This window comes from Amycolatopsis acidicola, from assembly GCF_007713735.2.
In the GTDB taxonomy this organism is placed as follows: domain Bacteria; phylum Actinomycetota; class Actinomycetes; order Mycobacteriales; family Pseudonocardiaceae; genus Amycolatopsis_E; species Amycolatopsis_E acidicola.
In genome coordinates, this window is record NZ_VMNW02000049.1 from 14,953 (window position 1) to 33,162 (window position 18,210).

The following is an 18,210-nucleotide window of genomic DNA, read 5'->3' on the forward strand; positions in this document are numbered from 1 at the left end:
GCCCGCACCGCCTCTTCCCATTCATTATGGGCCGGGCCCGGGCGGTTGTCATCGCGACGTTCTGTGTGAACTTTTTTCGGTTGTCAGGCGGTCGCTCACTGTGAGTAGGTAACATAATCTTGCGTTAACACTCTCGTAGGACGCAGAGGCGTAGGGGACGGTGCCTTTCCTGCGAGAACGAACCGCACGTGACCACACGGGCGGGTGAGGAGGGTGTACGACATGAGTGTGTCCCAGAAGGAGCTGGAGACCACCCCGATCTTCGCCGCGTTGACCGCGGAGTTCGGTGTCGAGCGGCTGGAGCAGCTCGTCGGCGGCGACGCCGAGCAGCAGCCCGAAGAGGGCGAGGAGAAGGCCGGCTGATCCCGGCCTGGAGCCCGCCGGCGCCACCGTGACCCGGGACGCCGGCGGCCTCGAGCAGGCGTTCATGCCCCGGACAGGTGATCGTGCCAAGCTGGGGTCATGATCGATGAGATTCGGGCCGGAACGATCTCGATCGCCGGGCACGGTGGCGACGAGATCGAGGCCTACCTGGCGACTCCCGAGGACGGCGCCCCGCACGGCGGGGTCGTCGTGATCCATCACATGCCCGGCTACGACGCCGCCACCAAGGAGATGGTGCGGAAGTTCGCGGTCAACGGCTATCAGGCGCTGTGCCCCAACCTGTACTCGCGCGAAGCGCCGGGCGCCGACCCGGACGACGCCGCCGCCACCGTCCGCGCCGCGGGCGGGGTGCCGGACGCCCGCCTGGTCGGCGATGTCCTCGGCGCCGCGGAGCACCTGCGGGGCCTGCCCGACGCCAACGGCAAGATCGGCGTGATCGGGCACTGTTCCGGTGGCAGGCAGACGTTCCTGGCCGCGTGCAGCCTGGAGATCGACGCGGCCGTGGACTGCTACGGCGCCTTCATCGTCGAGGACCCGCCGCCGCAGATGGCCGACATGAAGCCGCTGCTGGGCCTCGCCCCGCAGCTGTCCTGTCCGCTGCTGGGCCTGTTCGGCGCGGAGGACCAGCACCCCTCGCCGGAGGCCACGGCCCGGTTGAGCGAGGAACTGGACAAGCTGGGCAAGCCGCACGAATTCCACACCTACGAGAACGCCGGGCACTCGTTCTTCGCCGTGGACCGGCCCGCCTACCGCCCGGAGGCGGCGGTCGACGGCTGGCAGCGCATCTTCAGGTTCTTCGGCGAGCACCTCGCGGCGTAAGGAGTTCTCATGTGCACATACCAGACCGACAAGATCGAGGTCACCGGCAGCGGCAAGGCCGCGCGGGGCTGGTTCAAGCTCTCGCACGCCACGGTGTACGTCGACCACCCGGTGCACGCGCCCTTCGGCCACACCGTGAACATCGACTTCATCAACCCCGATGAGGGCCCGTCGGCCCGGGTGCCGGTGGAGCTGACCGAGGAGGCCGCGCTCGCGCTGGCCGACGCGATCCACCGCGCGGTGGCCGCCGCGCCCAAGGGACTGGCTTCGGTCAACCAGTGACCTCACCCGCGGGACTGTCCAGTGAGGACAGTCCCGCGTGAGGCTCACCCGTAGAACGCGGGGCGATCTTTCAGCAGCACGGAAACGACGTGGCCGGAGTGGAGTGCTTCCGTGGTGGCGTCGCTGATCACGGCGGCGGCGTAGCCGTCCCAAGCACTCGGGCCGGCCGGTCGTGCGTCCTCAATGGACGAAACCCATTCGGTGAACTCCAGGTCGAAGGCCGCGCCGAACCGCTGTTTCCAGTCCTGCACCACATTCGCGCGCAGCTGCCCGGCGCCGCGCACCCACACCGATTCCGGGTCCGGCAGGCGCACCGTGCCGGTCTCTCCGACGGTCTCGCACTGGATGTCGTAGCCGTACCGGCAATTCACGAACACCTCGAGGTCCACCCGCGCGCCGCTCGCGGTCTCGAACAGCATGAACTGCGGGTCCTGCAGGTGCTCGAACCGGTTCGACGTCCTGCGCGGTTTCACCACCTGCGCGCTCACGATGTCCTCGTCGAGCAGCCAGCGGATGGTGTCGATCTCGTGGATCGCGGTGTCCTGCACAGCCATGTCGGAGTGGTAGCTCTCGGGCGCGCTCCGGTTCCGGTGCACGCAGTGCATCAGCAGCGGAGCGCCGATTTCGCCGCTGTCGATGACCTGCTTCATCGCGCGGTACCCGGCGTCGTAACGGCGCATGAACCCGACCTGCACCAGCCGCCGCCCCGAGGCTTGCTCGGCGTCGACGATGCGCAGGCAGTCCTCGGCCGTGGTGGCCAGCGGTTTCTCGCAGAACACGTACTTGCCCGCTTCGATCGCGCCCAGCACGTACTCGGCGTGTGTCGGCCCCCAGGACGTGACGACGACCGCGTCCACGAGGTCGTCGTCGATCACGTCCTGCCCGCTTGCGAGCGCCCTGGCGTGCACCCTCGACGCGACCTCTTCGGCGCGGGCGGCGTCCACGTCCGCCACCGCGACCACCTCGGCGCCGGTGACCACGTCGGTGATCCGGCGGACGTGGTCCTGGCCGATCATCCCGGCCCCGATCACCCCGATGCCGACGGTCATGCGGTCACCCCCGGGCGGGTGGTGCCGGCGAGCCCGCGGCTGCCCAGGTACTCGCGGGTGCGCACGGCTATCGGCAACGGCACGTCCGGCGCGCACGGATACAGGTCCTGCTCGACGATCACGAAGATCTGTGCGTCCAAAGTGGACAACGCATCGACGATCTCCGCCGGGTCGGGCACACCGGCGGGCGGTTCCACGCACACACCGCGTCTGACCGCCTCGCCGAAGCTGAGCTTTTCCGCATACACCTGCTCGACGATCGCCGGGTCCATCTGCTTGATGTGCACGTACCCGATCCGTTCGGCGTACCGGCGGATCAGGTCGAGGTTGTCGCCGCGGCCGTACGCCACGTGCCCGGTGTCCAGGCACAGGTTGGCGTACCTCGGGTCGCTCTCGTTGAGGTAGCGCTCGATTTCGGGCTGGGCCTGGATGTGGCTGTCCGCGTGGGGGTGCAGGCACAGCCGGACGTCGTACTCCTCCAGCAGGATCTTGCCCAGCTCGCTCGCGCGTTGGCCGAACGACGCCCATTGCGCGGCCGTCAGCTCGGTCGGTTCGGTGAACTCGCCGGTCTTCTCGTCCCGGTACATCGGCGGGATGTAGACGAGGTGGTGCGCGCCGGCCGCGGTGGTCAGTTCGGCCACTTTCCTCGTCTGGGCAAGCATTTCCTCCCACAGCTCGGGCCGGTGCAGCGCGCCGAAGGTGGTGCCGCCGGAGACCTGCAGGCCACGCCTGGCGAGCTCCTCGGCGAGCACCGCGGGGTCGGTCGGGAGGTAGCCGTACGGGCCCAGTTCGAGCCACTCGTACCCGGCTTCCGCGAGTTCGTCGAGGAACCGGGTGTACGGGGTCTGGTGCTCGTCCTCGGGGAACCAGACGCCCCACGAGTCGGGTGCGCTGCCGAGGCAGAGGTTGCCGATGAGCGACTCCGTTGTCACGTGCACTTCTCGCTCCTACAGGTAGTGGCGCTGGGTCCGCTTGAGCGCGGCGTAGGTTTCGCGGGCCTTGGCGGTGGATTCGAGTTCGGACACCTCGCTGACCGGCACGTCCCACCACGCCGAGCCGGGCGGGTTCGGGCCGTACGGATCGGTTTCCACGTGCACGACGGTGGTCGTGGAGTTCGCCTTGGCCTGGGCGATCGCGGTGCTGAACTCGTCCACAGTGGACGCCGTGAGCACTTCGGCGCCGAGGCTCGCGGCGTTGGCCGCGAGGTCCACCGGCAGCTTCCCGCCGTCGAGCAGCCCGGTTTCGCTCCGATACCGGTACGAGGTGCCGAACCGTTGGGAGCCAAGGGATTCCGAGAGCGAGCCGATGGACGCGAAGCCGTGGTTCTGGACCAGCACGATGATCACCTTGAGCCGCTCGGCGATCAGCGTGACGATCTCCTGCGCCATCATCAGGTACGAGCCGTCGCCGACCAGCACGACGACCTCGCGGTCGGGTGCGGCCAGCTTCGCGCCGACGCCGGCGGCCACCTCGTAGCCCATGCACGAGTAGGCGTACTCGACGTGGTAGGCCTTGGGATCCCTTGCGCGCCAAAGCATCTGCAGGTCGCCGGGCATCGAACCGGCCGCGTTGAGCACCACGTCGCGGTCGTCCAACGCGGCGTTGAGGGCGCCGAGGATCTCGGTCTGCGCGGGTAGCGGGCCGTGGCCGAGCGTGAAGCACTCGTCGGCCTTGCGGTTCCATTCGTCGGCCAGCCTCCGGACGCGCGACCGGTACGACTCGTCCACCTGCCACCCGCGCAAAGCCTTGTGCAGCGAGGTGATTCCGAGCCGCGCATCGGCGAGCAGCGTTTCCGCCGAGTGCTTCGCCGCGTCGAGGCGGGCCACGTTGAGATTGACGAACCGCACGTCCGGGTTGCCGAACACGGTGTGCGAGGCGGTGGTGAAGTCGGAGTAGCGGGTGCCGATGCCCAGCACCACGTCCGCCTCCGCGGCCAGTGCGTTCGCCGCCGACGTGCCGGTGGAGCCCAGGCCGCCGACCGCGCACGGGTGGTCCCACGGAACGGCGCCCTTGCCGGCGTGGGTGTCGGCGACCGGGATGCCGGTGGCCTCGGCGAACTCCCGCAGCACCTGCCCGGCTTCGGAGTACACCACGCCGCCACCGGCCACGATCAGTGGGGTTTCGGCTCCCCGCACCAGTTCTACCGCGCGAGCGAGCGCAGCTTCTTCGGGCGCGGGCCTGCCGATGTGCCAGACCCGGCGGCGGAAGAACTCGTCGGGCCAGTCGTAAGCCTCGGCTTGCACGTCCTGCGGCAGCGCGAGGGTGACCGCGCCGGTCTCGGCCGGATCGGTGAGCACGCGCATCGCGGCCAGTGCGGCCGGAATGAGCTGCTCCGGGCGGCTGATCCGGTTGAAGTACTTCGACACCGGGCGGAAAGCGTCGTTCACCGACACGTCGCCGCCGCGGGTGTCCTCCAGTTGCTGCAGCACGGGGTCGGGGACGCGGGTGGCGAACACGTCGCTCGGCAGCAGCAGCACCGGCAGCCGGTTCGTCGTCGCGAGCGCCGCGCCAGTGATCATGTTCGTCGAGCCGGGCCCGGTGGAAGCGGTGCACGCGAAGGCCTGCAAGCGGTTGCGCATCTTGGCGAACGCGGCCGACGCGTGCACCTGGCCCTGCTCGTTGCGCGCCAAGTAGTACGGCATTTCCCGCGGGTACTGCACCAGCGCCTGCCCGATGCCCGCGACGTTGCCGTGCCCGAAGATCCCCCACATCGCCGGGATGAACCGCTGCTCGACGCCGTCGCGCTCGGAGTACTGCGCCGCGAGGAAGCGGACGAGCGCCTGTGCCGTGGTGAGTCTCATCGGTCGCTCCCGAAGGGCAGGCGCGGGTCGACGTCCTGGGCTTCCCAGGTCTGGCGGACCCAGCCGTGCGCGGGGTCGTCGCAGATCAGCCAGGCCCTGTCCGGCCCGGGCCCGGCCATGACGTTGAGGTAGTAGAGGTCGTAGCCGGGCGCGGCCATCGACGGGCCGTGCCAGCCGTGCGGGATCAGCACCACGTCGCCGCCGCGCACCTCGGCGAGCACGTCGATCGGACGTTCTCCGGTGCCGTAAACACGCTGGTAGCCCATGCCTTCGCGAGCGACTTCGAAGTAGTAGATCTCCTCCAGTTCGCTCTCGTCCTCGCGCGCCTCGTCGTGCTTGTGTGGCGGGTAGGACGACCAGTTGCCGCCCGGCGTCAGCACCTCGCACACCAGCAGCCGATCGGCCTCGAAGGTGTCGGGCAGGCAGTAGTTGTTCACCTGGCGACTGCAGTTGCCCGCGCCGCGCAGCTCCGACGGCGTCTTGTCCGCGGGCTGATAGCGAGCGGGGAGCTTCACTTCGGTTTTCGCCGCAGGCAGGGCGATTCGGCCGCTGCCGGTGAGCGTGGCTTCGGTTTCCCTTGGCAGGTAAGCGAAATCGGTTACGGCGTCGAACACCCCGGCGCGGCCGGTGAGGTCGAACGTCTCCCCGTCCACGGCCACCGTGCAGCGGCCGGACAGTGGTAGCACGAGGCTCTCGAACTCGCCGGTGGTCACGGTTTCGGTGCCGTCGAGTTCGAGGATGCGCAGCCCCGAGTAGCCCCAGCCCGCGGATTCAGGCGTGATCACCGCGCTGAACGGCTTTTCGGCGGTGCTGCCCGCCGGGCGATACAGGTTCATAGCAACCCCACTGCCGTGTCGACTGCCTTGGCGACATCTCCGTCGTGCGGGTAGAGCAGTGAACGCCCCACCACAAGCCCCTGCGCGGTCGGGAGGGAAAGCGCTTTCTGCCAGGACGCGTAGGCCGTGTCGACGTCCGCGACCTCGCCGCCGAGCAGCACCGCGGGCAACGTCGACGAGGCCAGCACGCGCTCCATGTCCTCGACGACGGGCAGCTTCAGCCAGGTGTACGCCGAGGTCCGGCCGAGCCCGGAGGCGATGGTGACCGAGCGGATCACCGCCTCCGACGACAGGTCGTTGACGAGCTTCCCGTCCACCCAGCGGGACAGGAACGGCTCCACCATCGCGATGAGGCGTCGCCGCGCCAACTCGTTCACCGCCTTCGCGGAATCGGCGAGCACACCCGGGGTGTGGAGGTCGTCCAGCGCGATGCGGGTGAGCATCTTGCCGCCGTCGAACCGCATCGCCTCGATGGTTTCCGCGTCGTAGCAGGCGAACCGGTCGTCGATCTCGAAGCTCGACCCGGCCAGCCCGGTGCGGTTCATCGAACCGAACACACTCTTGCCCTCGAGCACGCCCAGCAACAGCAGGTCCTCGAGGATGTCCGCGGTGGCCAGCACCCCTGTCACGCCAGGACGTTCGAGCGCGAGGCACAGCCTGTCCAGCAGCTCGCCGCGGTCGGCCATCGCGAGCGGGGCGGCGCCGATCTTGTTCGCGCCGCGCGCCGGATGGTCCGCCGCGATGATCATCAGACGACCGTGCGGGCCGAACAACGACCGCGGCCTGGTCCGCCGCGCCGCCGCCTCGGCGATCGCCTCCGGCCGCCGGACCCGCTGCCGGACGATCGCCGCCACCCTGTCAGACACCCTGTGCTTCTCCCAGTTTCCCGAGCACCTGCGCTTGCGTCGGCATGGCGTCCGAGCAGGCGATCTGCCCGGCCACGTACGCGCCGGCGGCATTGGCGAAGCGCATGATGCGCGCGGTCTCCCAGCCCGCCAGCAGCCCGTGGCACAGCGCGCCGCCGAACGCGTCACCGGCGCCGAGGCCGTTCACCACCTCCACCGGCACCGGCGGCACCTCGACCTCACCGGAGTCGTCCACCGCGAGCACGCCCTTCGGCCCCTGCTTGACGACGGCGAGCTGAACTCCCTTGTCCCGCAACGCTTTCGCCGCCTCGCGAGGATCGCGTGTGCCGACGGCCGTGTCGCACTCGTCGAGGTTGCCCACCGCCACCGTCACGTGGTCGAGCGCCTGTCGCACCCAGCCGCGCGCCTGCTCTCGGGAGTCCCAGAACATCGGCCGGTAGTCGAGGTCCAGCACCGTGATTCCGTTGCGGCCCCTGGCTTTCAGCGCTTCGAGCGTGCTGGACCGGCTGGGCTCGGCGGACAGGCCGGTCACCGTGACCCAGAAGATCTTCGCGTCCCGCACGGCGTCGTGGTCGAAGTCCTCCGGGTGCAGGTCGAGGTCCGGCGCCTTCGGGAAACGGTAGAAGTAAAGGGGAAAGTCGTCCGGTGGGAAGATTTCGCAGAACGTGACCGGGGTCGGCAGGTGTTCGCTGGTGCCGACGAACCGGTCGTCGACGCCGTAGCCGCGCAGGGCCCGGCGGATGAAGCGGCCGAACGGGTCGGCGCCGGTCTTGGTCACCACCGCGCTGCGCAGCCCGTACCGCGCCGCCGCGACGGCGACGTTCGTGGCCGAGCCGCCGAGGTACTTGCCGAAGGTCTCCACGTCCTCCAGCCCGACGCCCGTCCGCAGCGGGTAGATGTCCACTCCGATCCGGCCCGCGGTGACGAGGTCGAAGCTGCGGACCACGGCACACCTCCGCATGTTAGCGCGCTCTACTAGCGCGCTCTAGTCTCCGTACTATGGAGGCCGCTTCGGGTTGATGTCAACCGGGCTTCGGGTTACACGGGCTGCAGGGCCGAATCCGTCTGAGGCGGTGGAAGGATGTCGCTTCCGGAACCGGGCCCGAGCTGCGTCCACAGCACGACCTCGCCGCCGCGGGTGGCGCCCGCCCCGGCGACCGGCGCCTGCGCGACGACCACGCCCGGCTGCGGCGACGCCTCGCCGTCCGGCCCGCGTGGGACCAGCCCGGCGCGGCGGACGATGTCGCACGCGTCCTCGGTGCCCAAGCCGATCACATCGGGCACCTCGGTCACCGGACGACGTCCGCGCATACCTTCGAGTTTAGAACGCCGCGACCGGGTAGCCAGGAATGTCAGCCCCTGGAAGGAGGCCGTCATGGTGCACCCCGTGCCACCCGGCCCTGACCCGCTGCCAGACCCGGGACCAGGGCCGATACCGACGCCGGAGCCACCCGTGCCCCCGTCGCCGCCGGAGCCACCGCCGCCGGACCCGCCACCGCCGCCGGGGTGAGCGATCACCCCGCCGTGAGCACCTCGACCAGCCGGTCCGGCTCCGTCACCAGCACGTCGTGCCCGGACGCGATTTCGACCGCCGGCCAGCCGAATTCGGCTGCCCAGGCGCCGAACGGGATCTTGGTGTTGGGCACGCACAACACCGCCTGACAGGGGATTTCCTCGACCGCGCCGGTGAGTTCGGTGGGCTCGGCGAAAGTGAGCCGCGGCTGCGGGGTCATCCTCGACTCCACCCACCGCACGTCCTCGGGCTCGGTCACACCGACGTTCGCGGCCCGTGCCACCGCGATGATCCCGTCGGTCGTCAGCTTGTCGATCCAGGCACGGAAACCGGCCGGGGCGCGGCTGTCCATCGACTCGCCGTCGCGCCCCACCCAGCCGTCGACCAGCACGATCCGCCGCACCTTGCCCGGCTGGCGGTCGGCCGCCTCGCGCACCACGAAACCGCCGTAGCTGTGCCCGACGAGCACCACGTCGTCGAGGCTTTCGAGGAGCGACGCGAGCTCCGTGGCGTGCCGGCGCAGGCCGATCTCCGGGCTCAGCCCGTCCGCGCGATCGCCGAGACCGGCGAGGTCGGGGGTGTGCACCTCGTGGCCCTGCGCGCGGAGCTTCGCCGCCACGCGCTCCCAGGCCCAGCCGCCGTGCCAGGCCCCGTGCACCAGAACATACGTCGTCATTCCCCCACTCCACACGATCGAACCGTTCCTCGGCAAAACCGGTGTATCAGGCATCTTGATACGGTCCGGAAGTGCGATCAAGGTACCGGCCGGAACTGCAGGGACTACGGGCACTCGCGTGCGTCCTGGTGGTGGTCTACCACGTCTGGCTGGGCCGGATTTCCGGCGGCGTGGACGTGTTCTTCCTGGTCTCCGGCTTCCTGATCACCGGACAGCTGGTCCGCGCCGGCGTCCGCGGCCGCATCGCGCTGCGGGCGACCTGGGGCCGGATGATCAAACGGCTGTTCCCCGCCGCACTCACCGTGTTACTGGTCGTGGCCGCCGCGAGCGTGGTGTTGCTGCCGCAGGCGCGCTGGCTGCAGACGATCCGCGAGGTGCTCGCGTCCGCGCTCTACCTGGAGAACTGGCGGCTGGCGGCGGACTCGGCCGACTACTTCGCGCAGCACGACGCCGCCAGCGTGGTGCAGCATTTCTGGTCGCTGGCGATCCAGGGCCAGTTCTACGTCGTCTGGCCGCTGCTGTTCGCCTTCGTCTTCTGGGCGCGGCTGCGGCCGGTGTTCGTGCTGGCCGTCCTGTTCGCCGGCTCGCTCGCGTTCTCGATCTGGCTGACCGCGGTGAACCAGCCGCTGGCGTACTTCCACTCGCTGACCCGCGTGTGGGAGTTCGCCCTCGGCGGGCTGCTGGCGCTGGCGATCGACCGGATCGTGCTGCCGCACCTCGCGCAGGTTTTGGTCGCCTGGCTCGGGATCATCGGGCTCGTCTCGTGCGGGCTGGTGTTCCAGGTGGGCACCGTCTTCCCCGGTTTCGTCGCGCTCTGGCCGACCCTGTCCGCGGCGCTGGTGCTGCTCGGCGGTGGCGCGGAGCGGGTGCTGTCCACGAGGCCGCTGAAGTACGTGGGAAACCTCAGTTTCTCGCTCTACCTGTGGCATTGGCCGGTGCTCGTGTTCTACCTCGTCGTCCGCGAGCGGGCCGAGGTCGGCCTGCTGGGCGGCGCGTTCGTGATCGGCCTGTCGGCGCTGCTGGCCGTCGCGACCTACCACTTGATCGAGAACCCGGTCCGGCTGACGAACTGGGGTGCGTACCGGTTCGCGGCCGTCGCGATGCTGCCGCTGGCCGCGGTGCTCGGCGGCTGGCAGCTGTACGGCACGGGTGCACACGATCCCGGTCGGCGACCGCGACCATCCCGGGGCGATGTCGCGCACCGCGGGCTTCGAGTACGACGGCGCGCCCGACGCACCGCTCGCGCCGTCGTTCATCTCGCTGCCGGAGGACTGGGCCTGGATCGACAACTGCGAGGACTCGCCCCGCGGCGCGGAACTGCAGGTGTGCCGGACCGAAAGCGACGAGCCGGAACGCCGCATCGTCATCGTCGGCGACTCGCATCCGACGCAGTTCATCGCGGCGCTGGAGCCGATCGCGCAGCGGCGGAACTGGCAGCTGATCGTGATGTCGCGCGGCGGCTGCCCGTTCTCCGTCGACTCCGAGATCGTGCCCGACGACGCCGCCTGCCGGGACTGGAACGCCGCGGCCGCCGACGAGATCATCGACCTGCAGCCGGACGCCGTGTTCACCACCGCGACGCGCGAGGTCAGGGTCGGGCTGACCGAGTACACCCCGCCAGGTTTCGTTGCCCAGTGGCAGAAACTGGACCAGGCGAACATCCCGGTGTTCGCCGTGCGCGACAACCCGCGCTACGACTTCGATCCTTCGGCGTGCGCGGAGACCAACGGCCAGGACGCCCCCGAATGCGCGACGGCCAGGGCGGACCTGCTGGCGCCGGAAGCCCCGTACACACAGCTCGACGACGTCCCGCCGAACGTGTCCTTCGGGGACTTCAGCGACTACTACTGCACGGCCGACGTCTGCCCGCCGGTGCTCGGGAACGTGTTGATATACCTGGACAACAACCACGTCAGCGCGACCTACCTGAGCACGATGTCGTCCATTGTGGAGCGTGCGCTGGACACCGCGCTCGGCTGGCCGGAGCCCGACGCCCCCGAGCCCGCATAGCCCCGGCTGCTGTGTTGGCCCCTCCCGCTGGCGTGTTGGCCGCTGGCGCGCGTGTGTTGGCCCCTCCCGTCGGTGTGTTGGCCGCTCAGCGCAGGCACTGCTCCAGCGTGTCGATGAGCTGGAACGGCGGCGCGTCCAGTTCGGCGATCTCGGCCGCGGGCAGCTTCTCGTCGTTGATCAGGCACGGGTTGCTGACCTGGGCGAGCAGCGGCTGACCGTCGGTGGTCTGCGTCAGATACAGCGCCGTCTCGTCGACGAGGCGCGCGATCGTGGTGCAGTTCAGCTCCGGGTTGGAGCTCGCGAACCTGGCGCCGGTGCCGAGGTACAGCGCGTCCTCGTCGGCGTCGACCTCACGCCAGCTCTGGTCGGCGCCTTCGGTCCGGCGCGGGTCGAGGTCGGCGGCCTTGAGCGCTTCGACAGCGGTACGGGTCAGCTCGGGGAGTTCGAGGGAGAAGTCCGCGGGCTGGCTGGTCTCATAGATCGCGAACCGGCTGCTGCCCTCGGCGGGCGGGAGCAGGAAAAGATGCAGGAGAGAGGTGGTGGCCGGGGCTTCGCAACCGGCCCGGATGAGCTGGCGGAGCACGATACCTCGGAAACGGGCGGCCTTCTGCTCGTCGAATGCGGCCAGCTGCGCGGTCAAGGTTTTCATGACACCGTCTCTTGATCTGAACTGTTTTCCGGGCGGAAGGCGGATGGTAGCCCACCCGTGGCAGGGCTACTGACGGCTGTTCACGCGAACCGCTCCTATGTGGAGGCTGCCGCGTGGCAGGCGCCCCATCCCTCGGCGCGCGCGACGATCCGGTTTTCCCTGATCCGGACGGCGGTTTCGGTGGCATCGCTGACCGCGGACACCCCCGCGGCGGCGGCCACCGCGCCGGATTCGTCGTGCACGATCCGGAGTCGGGGCCAGTGCTTGGGCGGTACGGCGGCGCGAAGGCAACGGCGCAGATCGGCGACGGCGAGGCGGGCGAGCGGGCCCAGCTCGCCGGGATTTCCGGTCACCAGAGCCAAAGTGACACTCGGTGCGACACGGAGCGCTTCCTCGACGGCGGACAGCCGGTGCAGCCCGAGCACGGCGACCACTTCGTCGTCGCCTGGCTTCACGGGTTCGTCGCGGAGCGCGTCGGTCAGCTCCGGTGGCGTCCACGGCTGGTCCACCGGCCGCGCGGGCGAAATGTGCTGGAGATACGCGGGTTGCCACACGTCGTCGAGATCGAGTCCGGCGAGCTGCTCGCAGGCGAGGACGAGGTGGAAAGGGTCGCCGAAGCCCGGCGCCGCCGAGGCGAGCTGGCTCGCGCCGTGCAGTGTCGTCAGTGCGAGCTCGGCGACCTGGACCATGCGCGACCGGTGCCGCGTGTGCTCCAGGCAGAGCCCGAGCACGATCGCGCCGAGGTTCGTCAGCTGCGCGAACGGCAGGCTGGTCCGCTGGTCGGAGGCGATCTCCGGGAGCAGGTCGCGGTCCAGCCGGGCCGGGCTGTGCTGCTCGTCGCTGGCGAGTGGGATCCGGTCCACCCAGGCGCGGGCGAAGTCCGCCAGTGCGTCGCCGGCGGTCCGTGCCGTCGGCGGGTGCTCCGGCTCGGCGTCTTGCTCGGCCACCTGCGCCAGCACGGCGAAGTACAGCGCTCGTTTGCTGGGGAAGTTGGAGTAGACGGCGCCGCGGGTCAGCTCCGCGCGTTCGGCGATCCGGTCGATCTTGGTCTCGCGGAAGCCGCGTTCGGTGAACTCCGCCTTGGCCGCGGCGAGTACCTTCCCGCGGTTCTGCGCCTGCGTCTCCACCCTGCTCAGCCGGGCCATCTCGTCCCTTCCTCGACGTGCTCGCGAACGTAGGATACGGTGACCATCCAAATGATGTGAACATCTGGGATAAGCATCTGGGAGTCTTTCATGGTCGCGGTGCCCGAACTCGAGCTGTCCGACCCCGAGGTCCTGCGGGATCCCATCGCCGCCTACGGCGACGCGCGCGAGCGTGGCCCGCTGGTGCGGCTGCGCACGCCGGGCTTCGGCGCGATCGTGGCGGCGACCCGGTACGAGGAGGCGAAGGCGCTGCTGGTCGACCCGCGTTTCGAGCGGAGCGCGGACAGCTACCTGCGGCCCGACGTCCCCGAGCACTGCCTGAAGTACATGCGGACCATGCAGGAGATGGAGGGCCCCGAGCACCTGCGGCTGCGCCGGCTCGTCTCGCCCTCGTTCACCGCGCGCCGTGCCCAGGAGTTCCGGCCGCGTATCGCGTGCATCGTCGACAGGCTGCTCGACGAGCTGCCCGCCGCGGACCCGGTGGACCTCCTGCCGCATTTCGCCCGGCCGCTGCTGATGGACGTGATCTGTGAACTCGTCGGCATCCCGGCCGAAGACCGCGCCGCCTGGCGCACTTACGGCGCCGCGATCGCGTCCGGGCGGCCGCGCGAGTTCGCCGAGGCCATCCCCGACATCATGCGCGACGCCGAGGCCGCGGTCGGCCGCCGCGAGCGCGAGCCCGGCGCGGACCTGTTGTCCGAGCTGATCGGTTTCCAGCTCAGCGAGACCGAGCTGGTCACGTTCGTCTGGCATCTCGTCCTCGCCGGCCAGACCCCGACGAACCTCGTCACGAACGCGGTCGAGGCATTGCTCCGCCATCCCGGGCAGCTGGCCGCGGTGCGCGCCGAGCCGGGCCTGATGCCGCGCGCCGTGGAGGAACTCACGCGCTGGTGCGGGCCGCAGCTGCTGAGTGTGGTGCGGTTCGCGCGCGAGGAGGTCGAAATCGGTGGAATGCCTGTGGGCAAAGGAGAAGCCGTCACCGCCGCGCTCGCCGCGGCCAACCGCGACCCGCGCGTGTTCAGTGACCCGCTGCGGCTCGACGTGCGCCGGGACGAGGTGGCGCACCTCGGTTACGGCCACGGCCCGCACTTCTGCCTCGGCGCGGCGCTGGCCCGTGTGCAGACGGAGGTCGCGCTTACCGCTCTGTTGAGCCGTTTTCCCGACCTCACGCTCGTCGATGCCCCGCGTGTGCCCGACCCCGGGACGTGGCGGCTCGCCTCGCTCGTCGTCAGCCGGACTCGTTGACGGGCCGCGGTGCCTGCCGCCGCCGGAAGCGGCGGCAGGCACCGGGCTCAGTCCCAGTCCAGCGATCCGCCGGTCTGGTACTCGGTCACGCGGGTCTCGAAGAAGTTCTTCTCCTTCTTCAGATCCATCGCCTCCGACATCCACGGGAACGGGTTCTCGGCCTCGCCGAAGATCGGGGCCAGGCCGATCTGCTGGGCGCGGCGGTCGGTGATGAAGTGCATGTACTGCTCACACAACTCCGCCGAAAGCCCGAGCATCCCGCGAGGCATGGTGTCGCGCGCGTAGGCGACCTCCAGCGCGCACGCCTCGGTGAGCATCCCGCGCACCTCCTGCTGGAACTCCGCGCCCCACAGGTGCGGGTTCTCGAGCTTGATCTGGTTGATGCAGTCGATCCCGAAGTTCAGGTGGATCGACTCGTCGCGCAGGATGTACTGGTACTGCTCGGCGATGCCGACCATCTTGTTGCGCCTGCCCAGCGACAGGATCTGCGCGAACCCGGTGTAGAACCACATGCCCTCGAACACCACGTAGAACGCCACGAGGTCACGCAGGAAGTCCTGGTCGTCCCGCAGCGCCCCGTTTTCCAGGCCCTGGGTGTACTTCAGCGCCCAGGCGTCCTTGGCGGTGATGGAGGGAACCTCGCGGTACATGTTGAACAGCTCGCCCGCGGAGAGGCCGAGGCTTTCGCAGATGTACTGGAAGGTGTGCGTGTGCACGGCTTCCTCGAACGCCTGGCGCAGCAGGTACTGCCGGCATTCGGGGTTGGTCAGCCGCTGGTACACGGCCAGCACGAGGTTGTTCGCCACCAGGGATTCGGCCGTGGCGAAGAACCCGAGGTTGCGCTTGAGCATCAGCCGTTCGTCCTCGGTCAGCCCGGTCGAGGACTTCCACAGCGCGATGTCGGCCTGCATGGCGACCTCGGTCGGCATCCAGTGGTTGTTGCAGCCTGCGAGGTACTTTTCCCAAGCCCACCGGTATTTCAGCGGCAGCAGCTGGTTCACGTCGGCGCGGGCGTTGATCATCGCCTTGTCGTCGACGTTCACCCTGGCCGCGCCGTGGGCGATGGCCTCCAGTCCGGTCAGGTCGGAGGTCTCGAGGTCGGTCACTGGCAGGCCTCGCAGTCGGGGTCGTCGATCCGGCATGCGGCCGGTTCTTCGGGGATGGGCGACGGGGTGGCCGAGACGGCGTTGAGCTTCCCGTCCGTGCCGCGCAGCGTCGACTTCTCCACACTCGTCGCGGCGCGGGCGCGCAGGTAGTACGTGGTCTTGAGCCCCTTGCGCCACGCGTAGCGGTAAAGCTCGTCGAGCTTGCGGCCGCTGGGCGCGTCGATGTAGAGGTTCAGCGACTGGGCCTGGTCGATCCACTTCTGCCGCCGCGAGGCCGCGTCCACCAGCCAGCGGGACTCCACCTCGAAAGCGGTGGCGTAGAGCTGTTTGAGGTCCGCGGGCACCCGGTCGATCTGCCCCAGGCTGCCGTCGAAGTACTTCAGGTCCGAGACCATCACCTCGTCCCAGATCCCGCGCTGTTTGAGTGCGGCCACCAGGTGCGGGTTGATCACGGTGAAGTCGCCGGACATGTTCGACTTGACGAACAGGTTCTGGAACTGCGGCTCGATCGACTGGCCGACCCCGCAGATGTTGGAGATCGTCGCGGTCGGCGCGATGGCCATGACGTTGGAGTTGCGCATCCCGCCGGTGCGCACTCGCTGCCGCAGCGCTTCCCAGTCCAAAGTGGACGAAGTGTCGACGTCGAGCGCGTCGCCCTGGCGCGCCTCGGCGAGCAGGCGCAGCGAGTCGATCGGCAGGATTCCCTTGCTCCACAAGGAACCCTCGAACGTCTCGTACTGCCCGCGCTCGGCGGCCAGTTCCGAGGACGCGGAGATCGCGTAGTAGGACAGGTGCTCCATGCTGAGATCGGCGAAGTCCACCGCGGCCTGCGAAGCGAGCGGCAGGCCGAGCTCGAACAGCGCGTCCTGGAAGCCCATCAGGCCGAGGCCGACCGGACGGTGGCGCAGGTTGGAGCGGCGGGCGTCGGGGATCGTGTAGAAGTTGATGTCGATGACGTTGTCCAGCATGCGGACGGCGGTGCGCACGGTGCGTTCGAGACGCTCGGTGTCCAGGCCCGCGGGTGTCACGTGCCGCAGCAGGTTGACCGAGCCGAGGTTGCACACCGCGACTTCGTTGCCGGCGCTGGTGTTCAGCGTGATTTCGGTGCACAGGTTGGAGGAGTGCACCACGCCGACGTGCTGTTGCGGGGACCGCAGGTTGCACGGGTCCTTGAAGGTGATCCACGGGTGCCCGGTCTCGAACAGCATGGTCAGCATCCGCCGCCACAGCTCGACCGCGCGGACCCGGCGGAACACCTTGATCTCGCCGCGGTCGGCCGCGGCCTCGTAGGCGCGGTAGGCGTCGGCGAAGGCGTTGCCGTAGAGGTCGTGCAGGTCCGGGGTTTCGTCGGGGGAGAACAGGGTCCACTCGGCGTCGGCCTCCACGCGGCGGAGGAACTCGTCCGGCACCCAGTTCGCCGTGTTCATGTCGTGCGTGCGCCGCCGGTCGTCCCCGGTGTTCTTGCGCAGGTCGAGGAACTCCTCGACGTCGATGTGCCAGGTTTCGAGGTAGGCGCAGGCGGCGCCCTTCCGTTTCCCGCCCTGGTTCACGGCCACCGCGGTGTCGTTGGCGATCTTGAGGAACGGGACCACGCCCTGTGACTCGCCGTTGGTGCCCTTGATGTGCGCGCCGAGCCCGCGCACCGGCGTCCAGTCGTTGCCCAGGCCGCCCGAGTACTTCGCCAGCAGCGCGTTGTTCTTGTAGGACTGGAAGATCGAGTCCAGGTCGTCGTCCACAGTGGTCAGGAAGCACGAGGACAGCTGCGCGCGCGTGGTGCCGGAGTTGAACAGGGTCGGCGTGGACGCCATGAAGTCGAACGACGACAGCAGCTCGTAGAACTCGATCGCGCGGGCCTCGCGGTCGTCCTCGCGGATCGCCAGCCCCATCGCCACCCGCAGGAAGAACGCCTGCGGCAGCTCGAAGCGCGTGCCGCCGTGGTGCAGGAAGTAACGGTCGTAGAGGGTTTGCAGGCCCAGGAAGGAAAAGTCGAGGTCACGCTCGGGCCTGATCGCGGCCGTGACCCGGTCGAGGTCGAAGGTGGCCAGCCGCGGGTCCACCAGTTCGAGCTCGACCGCCCTGGCCAGGTACGCGCGGAAGTAGCCGGGGTAGTCCAGCTCGTGCTGGCTGGATTGCCTTGGCTCGCCGGCGAAGTAGGTCAACGCCTCGCCGCGGAGCTTGTCCAGCAACAGGCGTGCCGTGACGTAGGAGTAGTTCGGCTCGCGCTCGACCAGCGTGCGCGCGGCCATGATCAGCGCCGTCGCCAGTTCGCCGGAGCCGATCCCCGGGTAGACGTTGCGGCGCACCTCGGCCAGCACCGGCTCGGCCGACACGTCGTCGACCCCCGCCACAGCCTCGGCGACGATCTTCTCGACACGGGCCCAGTCGACGTCCGAGGAAGCCGCGCGGTCCACGGGCTTTTCGCGCGCCTTGGCCCTTTCCTCGCGGTAGAGGACGTAGGCGCGGGCGACCTTGTGGTGGCCGCCGCGCATCAGCGCCAGCTCCACCAGGTCCTGGATCTGCTCGATGTGCACGGCCTCGCCGTTGGCGTGCCGGCGCAGGGAGGCCTCCACCTGCCCGGTCAGCTCGGCCACCACGTGGTGAATCCGGGACGACGCGGCTGCCCCGTCCCCCTCCACCGCGAGGAACGCCTTGGCCAGCGCCACCGAGATTTTGTCGGCGTCGAACGGGGAAACGTTCCCGTCGCGCCGGAGTACCCGGAGTGTCCCGGTTTTTTTGGCAGCAGGAACCGCCACACTGTGGGTCACAGCTCTCTCCTCGCGAGCTCGCACCGGACCCGGCGGTCGTCGCCGCCGGGTTGCCGCGCGCCGG

16 protein-coding genes and 1 pseudogene are annotated in these 18,210 nt (G+C 69.4%); 5 read left to right on the top strand and 12 right to left on the bottom strand.

Annotated features, from left to right (window positions below; all coding sequences use genetic code 11):
- The first annotated feature begins 222 nt into the window (after window positions 1-222).
- The 3 genes from FPZ12_RS45740 (at window position 223) to FPZ12_RS27495 (ending at window position 1,485) form a co-directional block, all read left to right on the top strand.
- Window positions 223-363: a hypothetical protein gene (locus tag FPZ12_RS45740; RefSeq protein WP_166462928.1), complete on the top strand. Its 141-nt coding sequence runs from the start codon at window positions 223-225 to the stop codon at window positions 361-363.
- 99 nt (window positions 364-462) lie between these two features.
- On the top strand, window positions 463-1,203 hold the full coding sequence (locus tag FPZ12_RS27490; RefSeq protein ID WP_144749320.1) for a dienelactone hydrolase family protein: 741 nt from the start codon (window positions 463-465) through the stop codon (window positions 1,201-1,203).
- A 9-nt stretch (window positions 1,204-1,212) separates the two neighbouring features.
- A complete protein-coding gene (locus tag FPZ12_RS27495) occupies window positions 1,213-1,485 on the top strand; it encodes a DUF6295 family protein (RefSeq protein ID WP_144749318.1) in 273 nt (90 codons plus the stop codon).
- A 44-nt stretch (window positions 1,486-1,529) separates the two neighbouring features.
- On the opposite strand, the gene FPZ12_RS27500 is transcribed toward FPZ12_RS27495, so the two are convergent.
- The 8 genes from FPZ12_RS27500 to FPZ12_RS27540 all read right to left on the bottom strand — a co-directional run bounded on the left by FPZ12_RS27500 (window position 1,530) and on the right by FPZ12_RS27540 (window position 9,226).
- Window positions 1,530-2,534 (bottom strand): Gfo/Idh/MocA family oxidoreductase, encoded by a 1,005-nt coding sequence (locus FPZ12_RS27500; RefSeq protein WP_144749316.1) that lies wholly within the window; start codon window positions 2,532-2,534, stop codon window positions 1,530-1,532.
- Window positions 2,531-3,466 carry a TIM barrel protein gene (locus tag FPZ12_RS27505; protein WP_144749314.1) on the bottom strand — a complete coding sequence of 312 codons (936 nt, stop codon included), beginning with the start codon at window positions 3,464-3,466 and terminating at the stop codon, window positions 2,531-2,533. The genes FPZ12_RS27500 and FPZ12_RS27505 overlap by 4 nt, the downstream gene beginning before the upstream one ends.
- Window positions 3,467-3,481: 15 nt before the next feature.
- Window positions 3,482-5,335: a 3D-(3,5/4)-trihydroxycyclohexane-1,2-dione acylhydrolase (decyclizing) gene (gene iolD, locus FPZ12_RS27510; protein WP_144749312.1), complete on the bottom strand. Its 1,854-nt coding sequence runs from the start codon at window positions 5,333-5,335 to the stop codon at window positions 3,482-3,484.
- Window positions 5,332-6,171 (bottom strand): 5-deoxy-glucuronate isomerase, encoded by an 840-nt coding sequence (gene iolB, locus FPZ12_RS27515; RefSeq protein ID WP_144749310.1) that lies wholly within the window; start codon window positions 6,169-6,171, stop codon window positions 5,332-5,334. The genes iolD and iolB overlap by 4 nt, the downstream gene beginning before the upstream one ends.
- Complete coding sequence (locus tag FPZ12_RS27520; RefSeq protein WP_144749308.1) at window positions 6,168-7,037, bottom strand: Cgl0159 family (beta/alpha)8-fold protein; 870 nt, start codon at window positions 7,035-7,037, stop codon at window positions 6,168-6,170. Before FPZ12_RS27520 ends, iolB begins: the two co-directional genes overlap by 4 nt.
- The gene (iolC, locus tag FPZ12_RS27525; protein ID WP_144749306.1) at window positions 7,030-7,998 is read right to left on the bottom strand and encodes a 5-dehydro-2-deoxygluconokinase; all 969 of its coding nucleotides are present in this window, start codon (window positions 7,996-7,998) and stop codon (window positions 7,030-7,032) included. Before iolC ends, FPZ12_RS27520 begins: the two co-directional genes overlap by 8 nt.
- Window positions 7,999-8,075: 77 nt before the next feature.
- Window positions 8,076-8,348: a PASTA domain-containing protein gene (locus tag FPZ12_RS27530; RefSeq protein WP_144749304.1), complete on the bottom strand. Its 273-nt coding sequence runs from the start codon at window positions 8,346-8,348 to the stop codon at window positions 8,076-8,078.
- Window positions 8,349-8,551: 203 nt separating this feature from the next.
- Window positions 8,552-9,226, bottom strand: a complete 675-nt coding sequence (locus FPZ12_RS27540; protein ID WP_144749302.1) for an alpha/beta fold hydrolase — start codon at window positions 9,224-9,226, stop codon at window positions 8,552-8,554.
- A 71-nt stretch (window positions 9,227-9,297) separates the two neighbouring features.
- Between FPZ12_RS27540 and FPZ12_RS27545 the strand changes: the two are divergent.
- Window positions 9,298-11,236, top strand: a pseudogene (locus FPZ12_RS27545) (acyltransferase family protein).
- 85 nt (window positions 11,237-11,321) lie between these two features.
- Here the strand turns inward: FPZ12_RS27545 and FPZ12_RS27550 are convergent.
- Together FPZ12_RS27550 and FPZ12_RS27555 are read right to left on the bottom strand one after the other, a co-directional pair.
- Entirely contained in the window at window positions 11,322-11,885 is a 564-nt protein-coding gene (locus FPZ12_RS27550; RefSeq protein ID WP_144749300.1) for a hypothetical protein, read from the bottom strand.
- Between the two features lie 95 nt (window positions 11,886-11,980).
- Window positions 11,981-13,030: a TetR/AcrR family transcriptional regulator gene (locus tag FPZ12_RS27555; protein WP_144749298.1), complete on the bottom strand. Its 1,050-nt coding sequence runs from the start codon at window positions 13,028-13,030 to the stop codon at window positions 11,981-11,983.
- A gap of 90 nt (window positions 13,031-13,120) precedes the next feature.
- On the opposite strand from FPZ12_RS27555, the gene FPZ12_RS27560 reads away from it, so the two are divergent.
- Window positions 13,121-14,275 (top strand): cytochrome P450, encoded by a 1,155-nt coding sequence (locus FPZ12_RS27560; protein ID WP_144749296.1) that lies wholly within the window; start codon window positions 13,121-13,123, stop codon window positions 14,273-14,275.
- 47 nt (window positions 14,276-14,322) lie between these two features.
- On the opposite strand, the gene FPZ12_RS27565 is transcribed toward FPZ12_RS27560, so the two are convergent.
- Both FPZ12_RS27565 and FPZ12_RS27570 read right to left on the bottom strand, forming a co-directional pair.
- On the bottom strand, window positions 14,323-15,381 hold the full coding sequence (locus FPZ12_RS27565) for a ribonucleotide-diphosphate reductase subunit beta (protein WP_144749294.1): 1,059 nt from the start codon (window positions 15,379-15,381) through the stop codon (window positions 14,323-14,325).
- The gene (locus FPZ12_RS27570) at window positions 15,378-18,146 is read right to left on the bottom strand and encodes a ribonucleoside-diphosphate reductase subunit alpha (protein WP_144749292.1); all 2,769 of its coding nucleotides are present in this window, start codon (window positions 18,144-18,146) and stop codon (window positions 15,378-15,380) included. Before FPZ12_RS27570 ends, FPZ12_RS27565 begins: the two co-directional genes overlap by 4 nt.
- Window positions 18,147-18,210 lie beyond the last annotated feature (64 nt).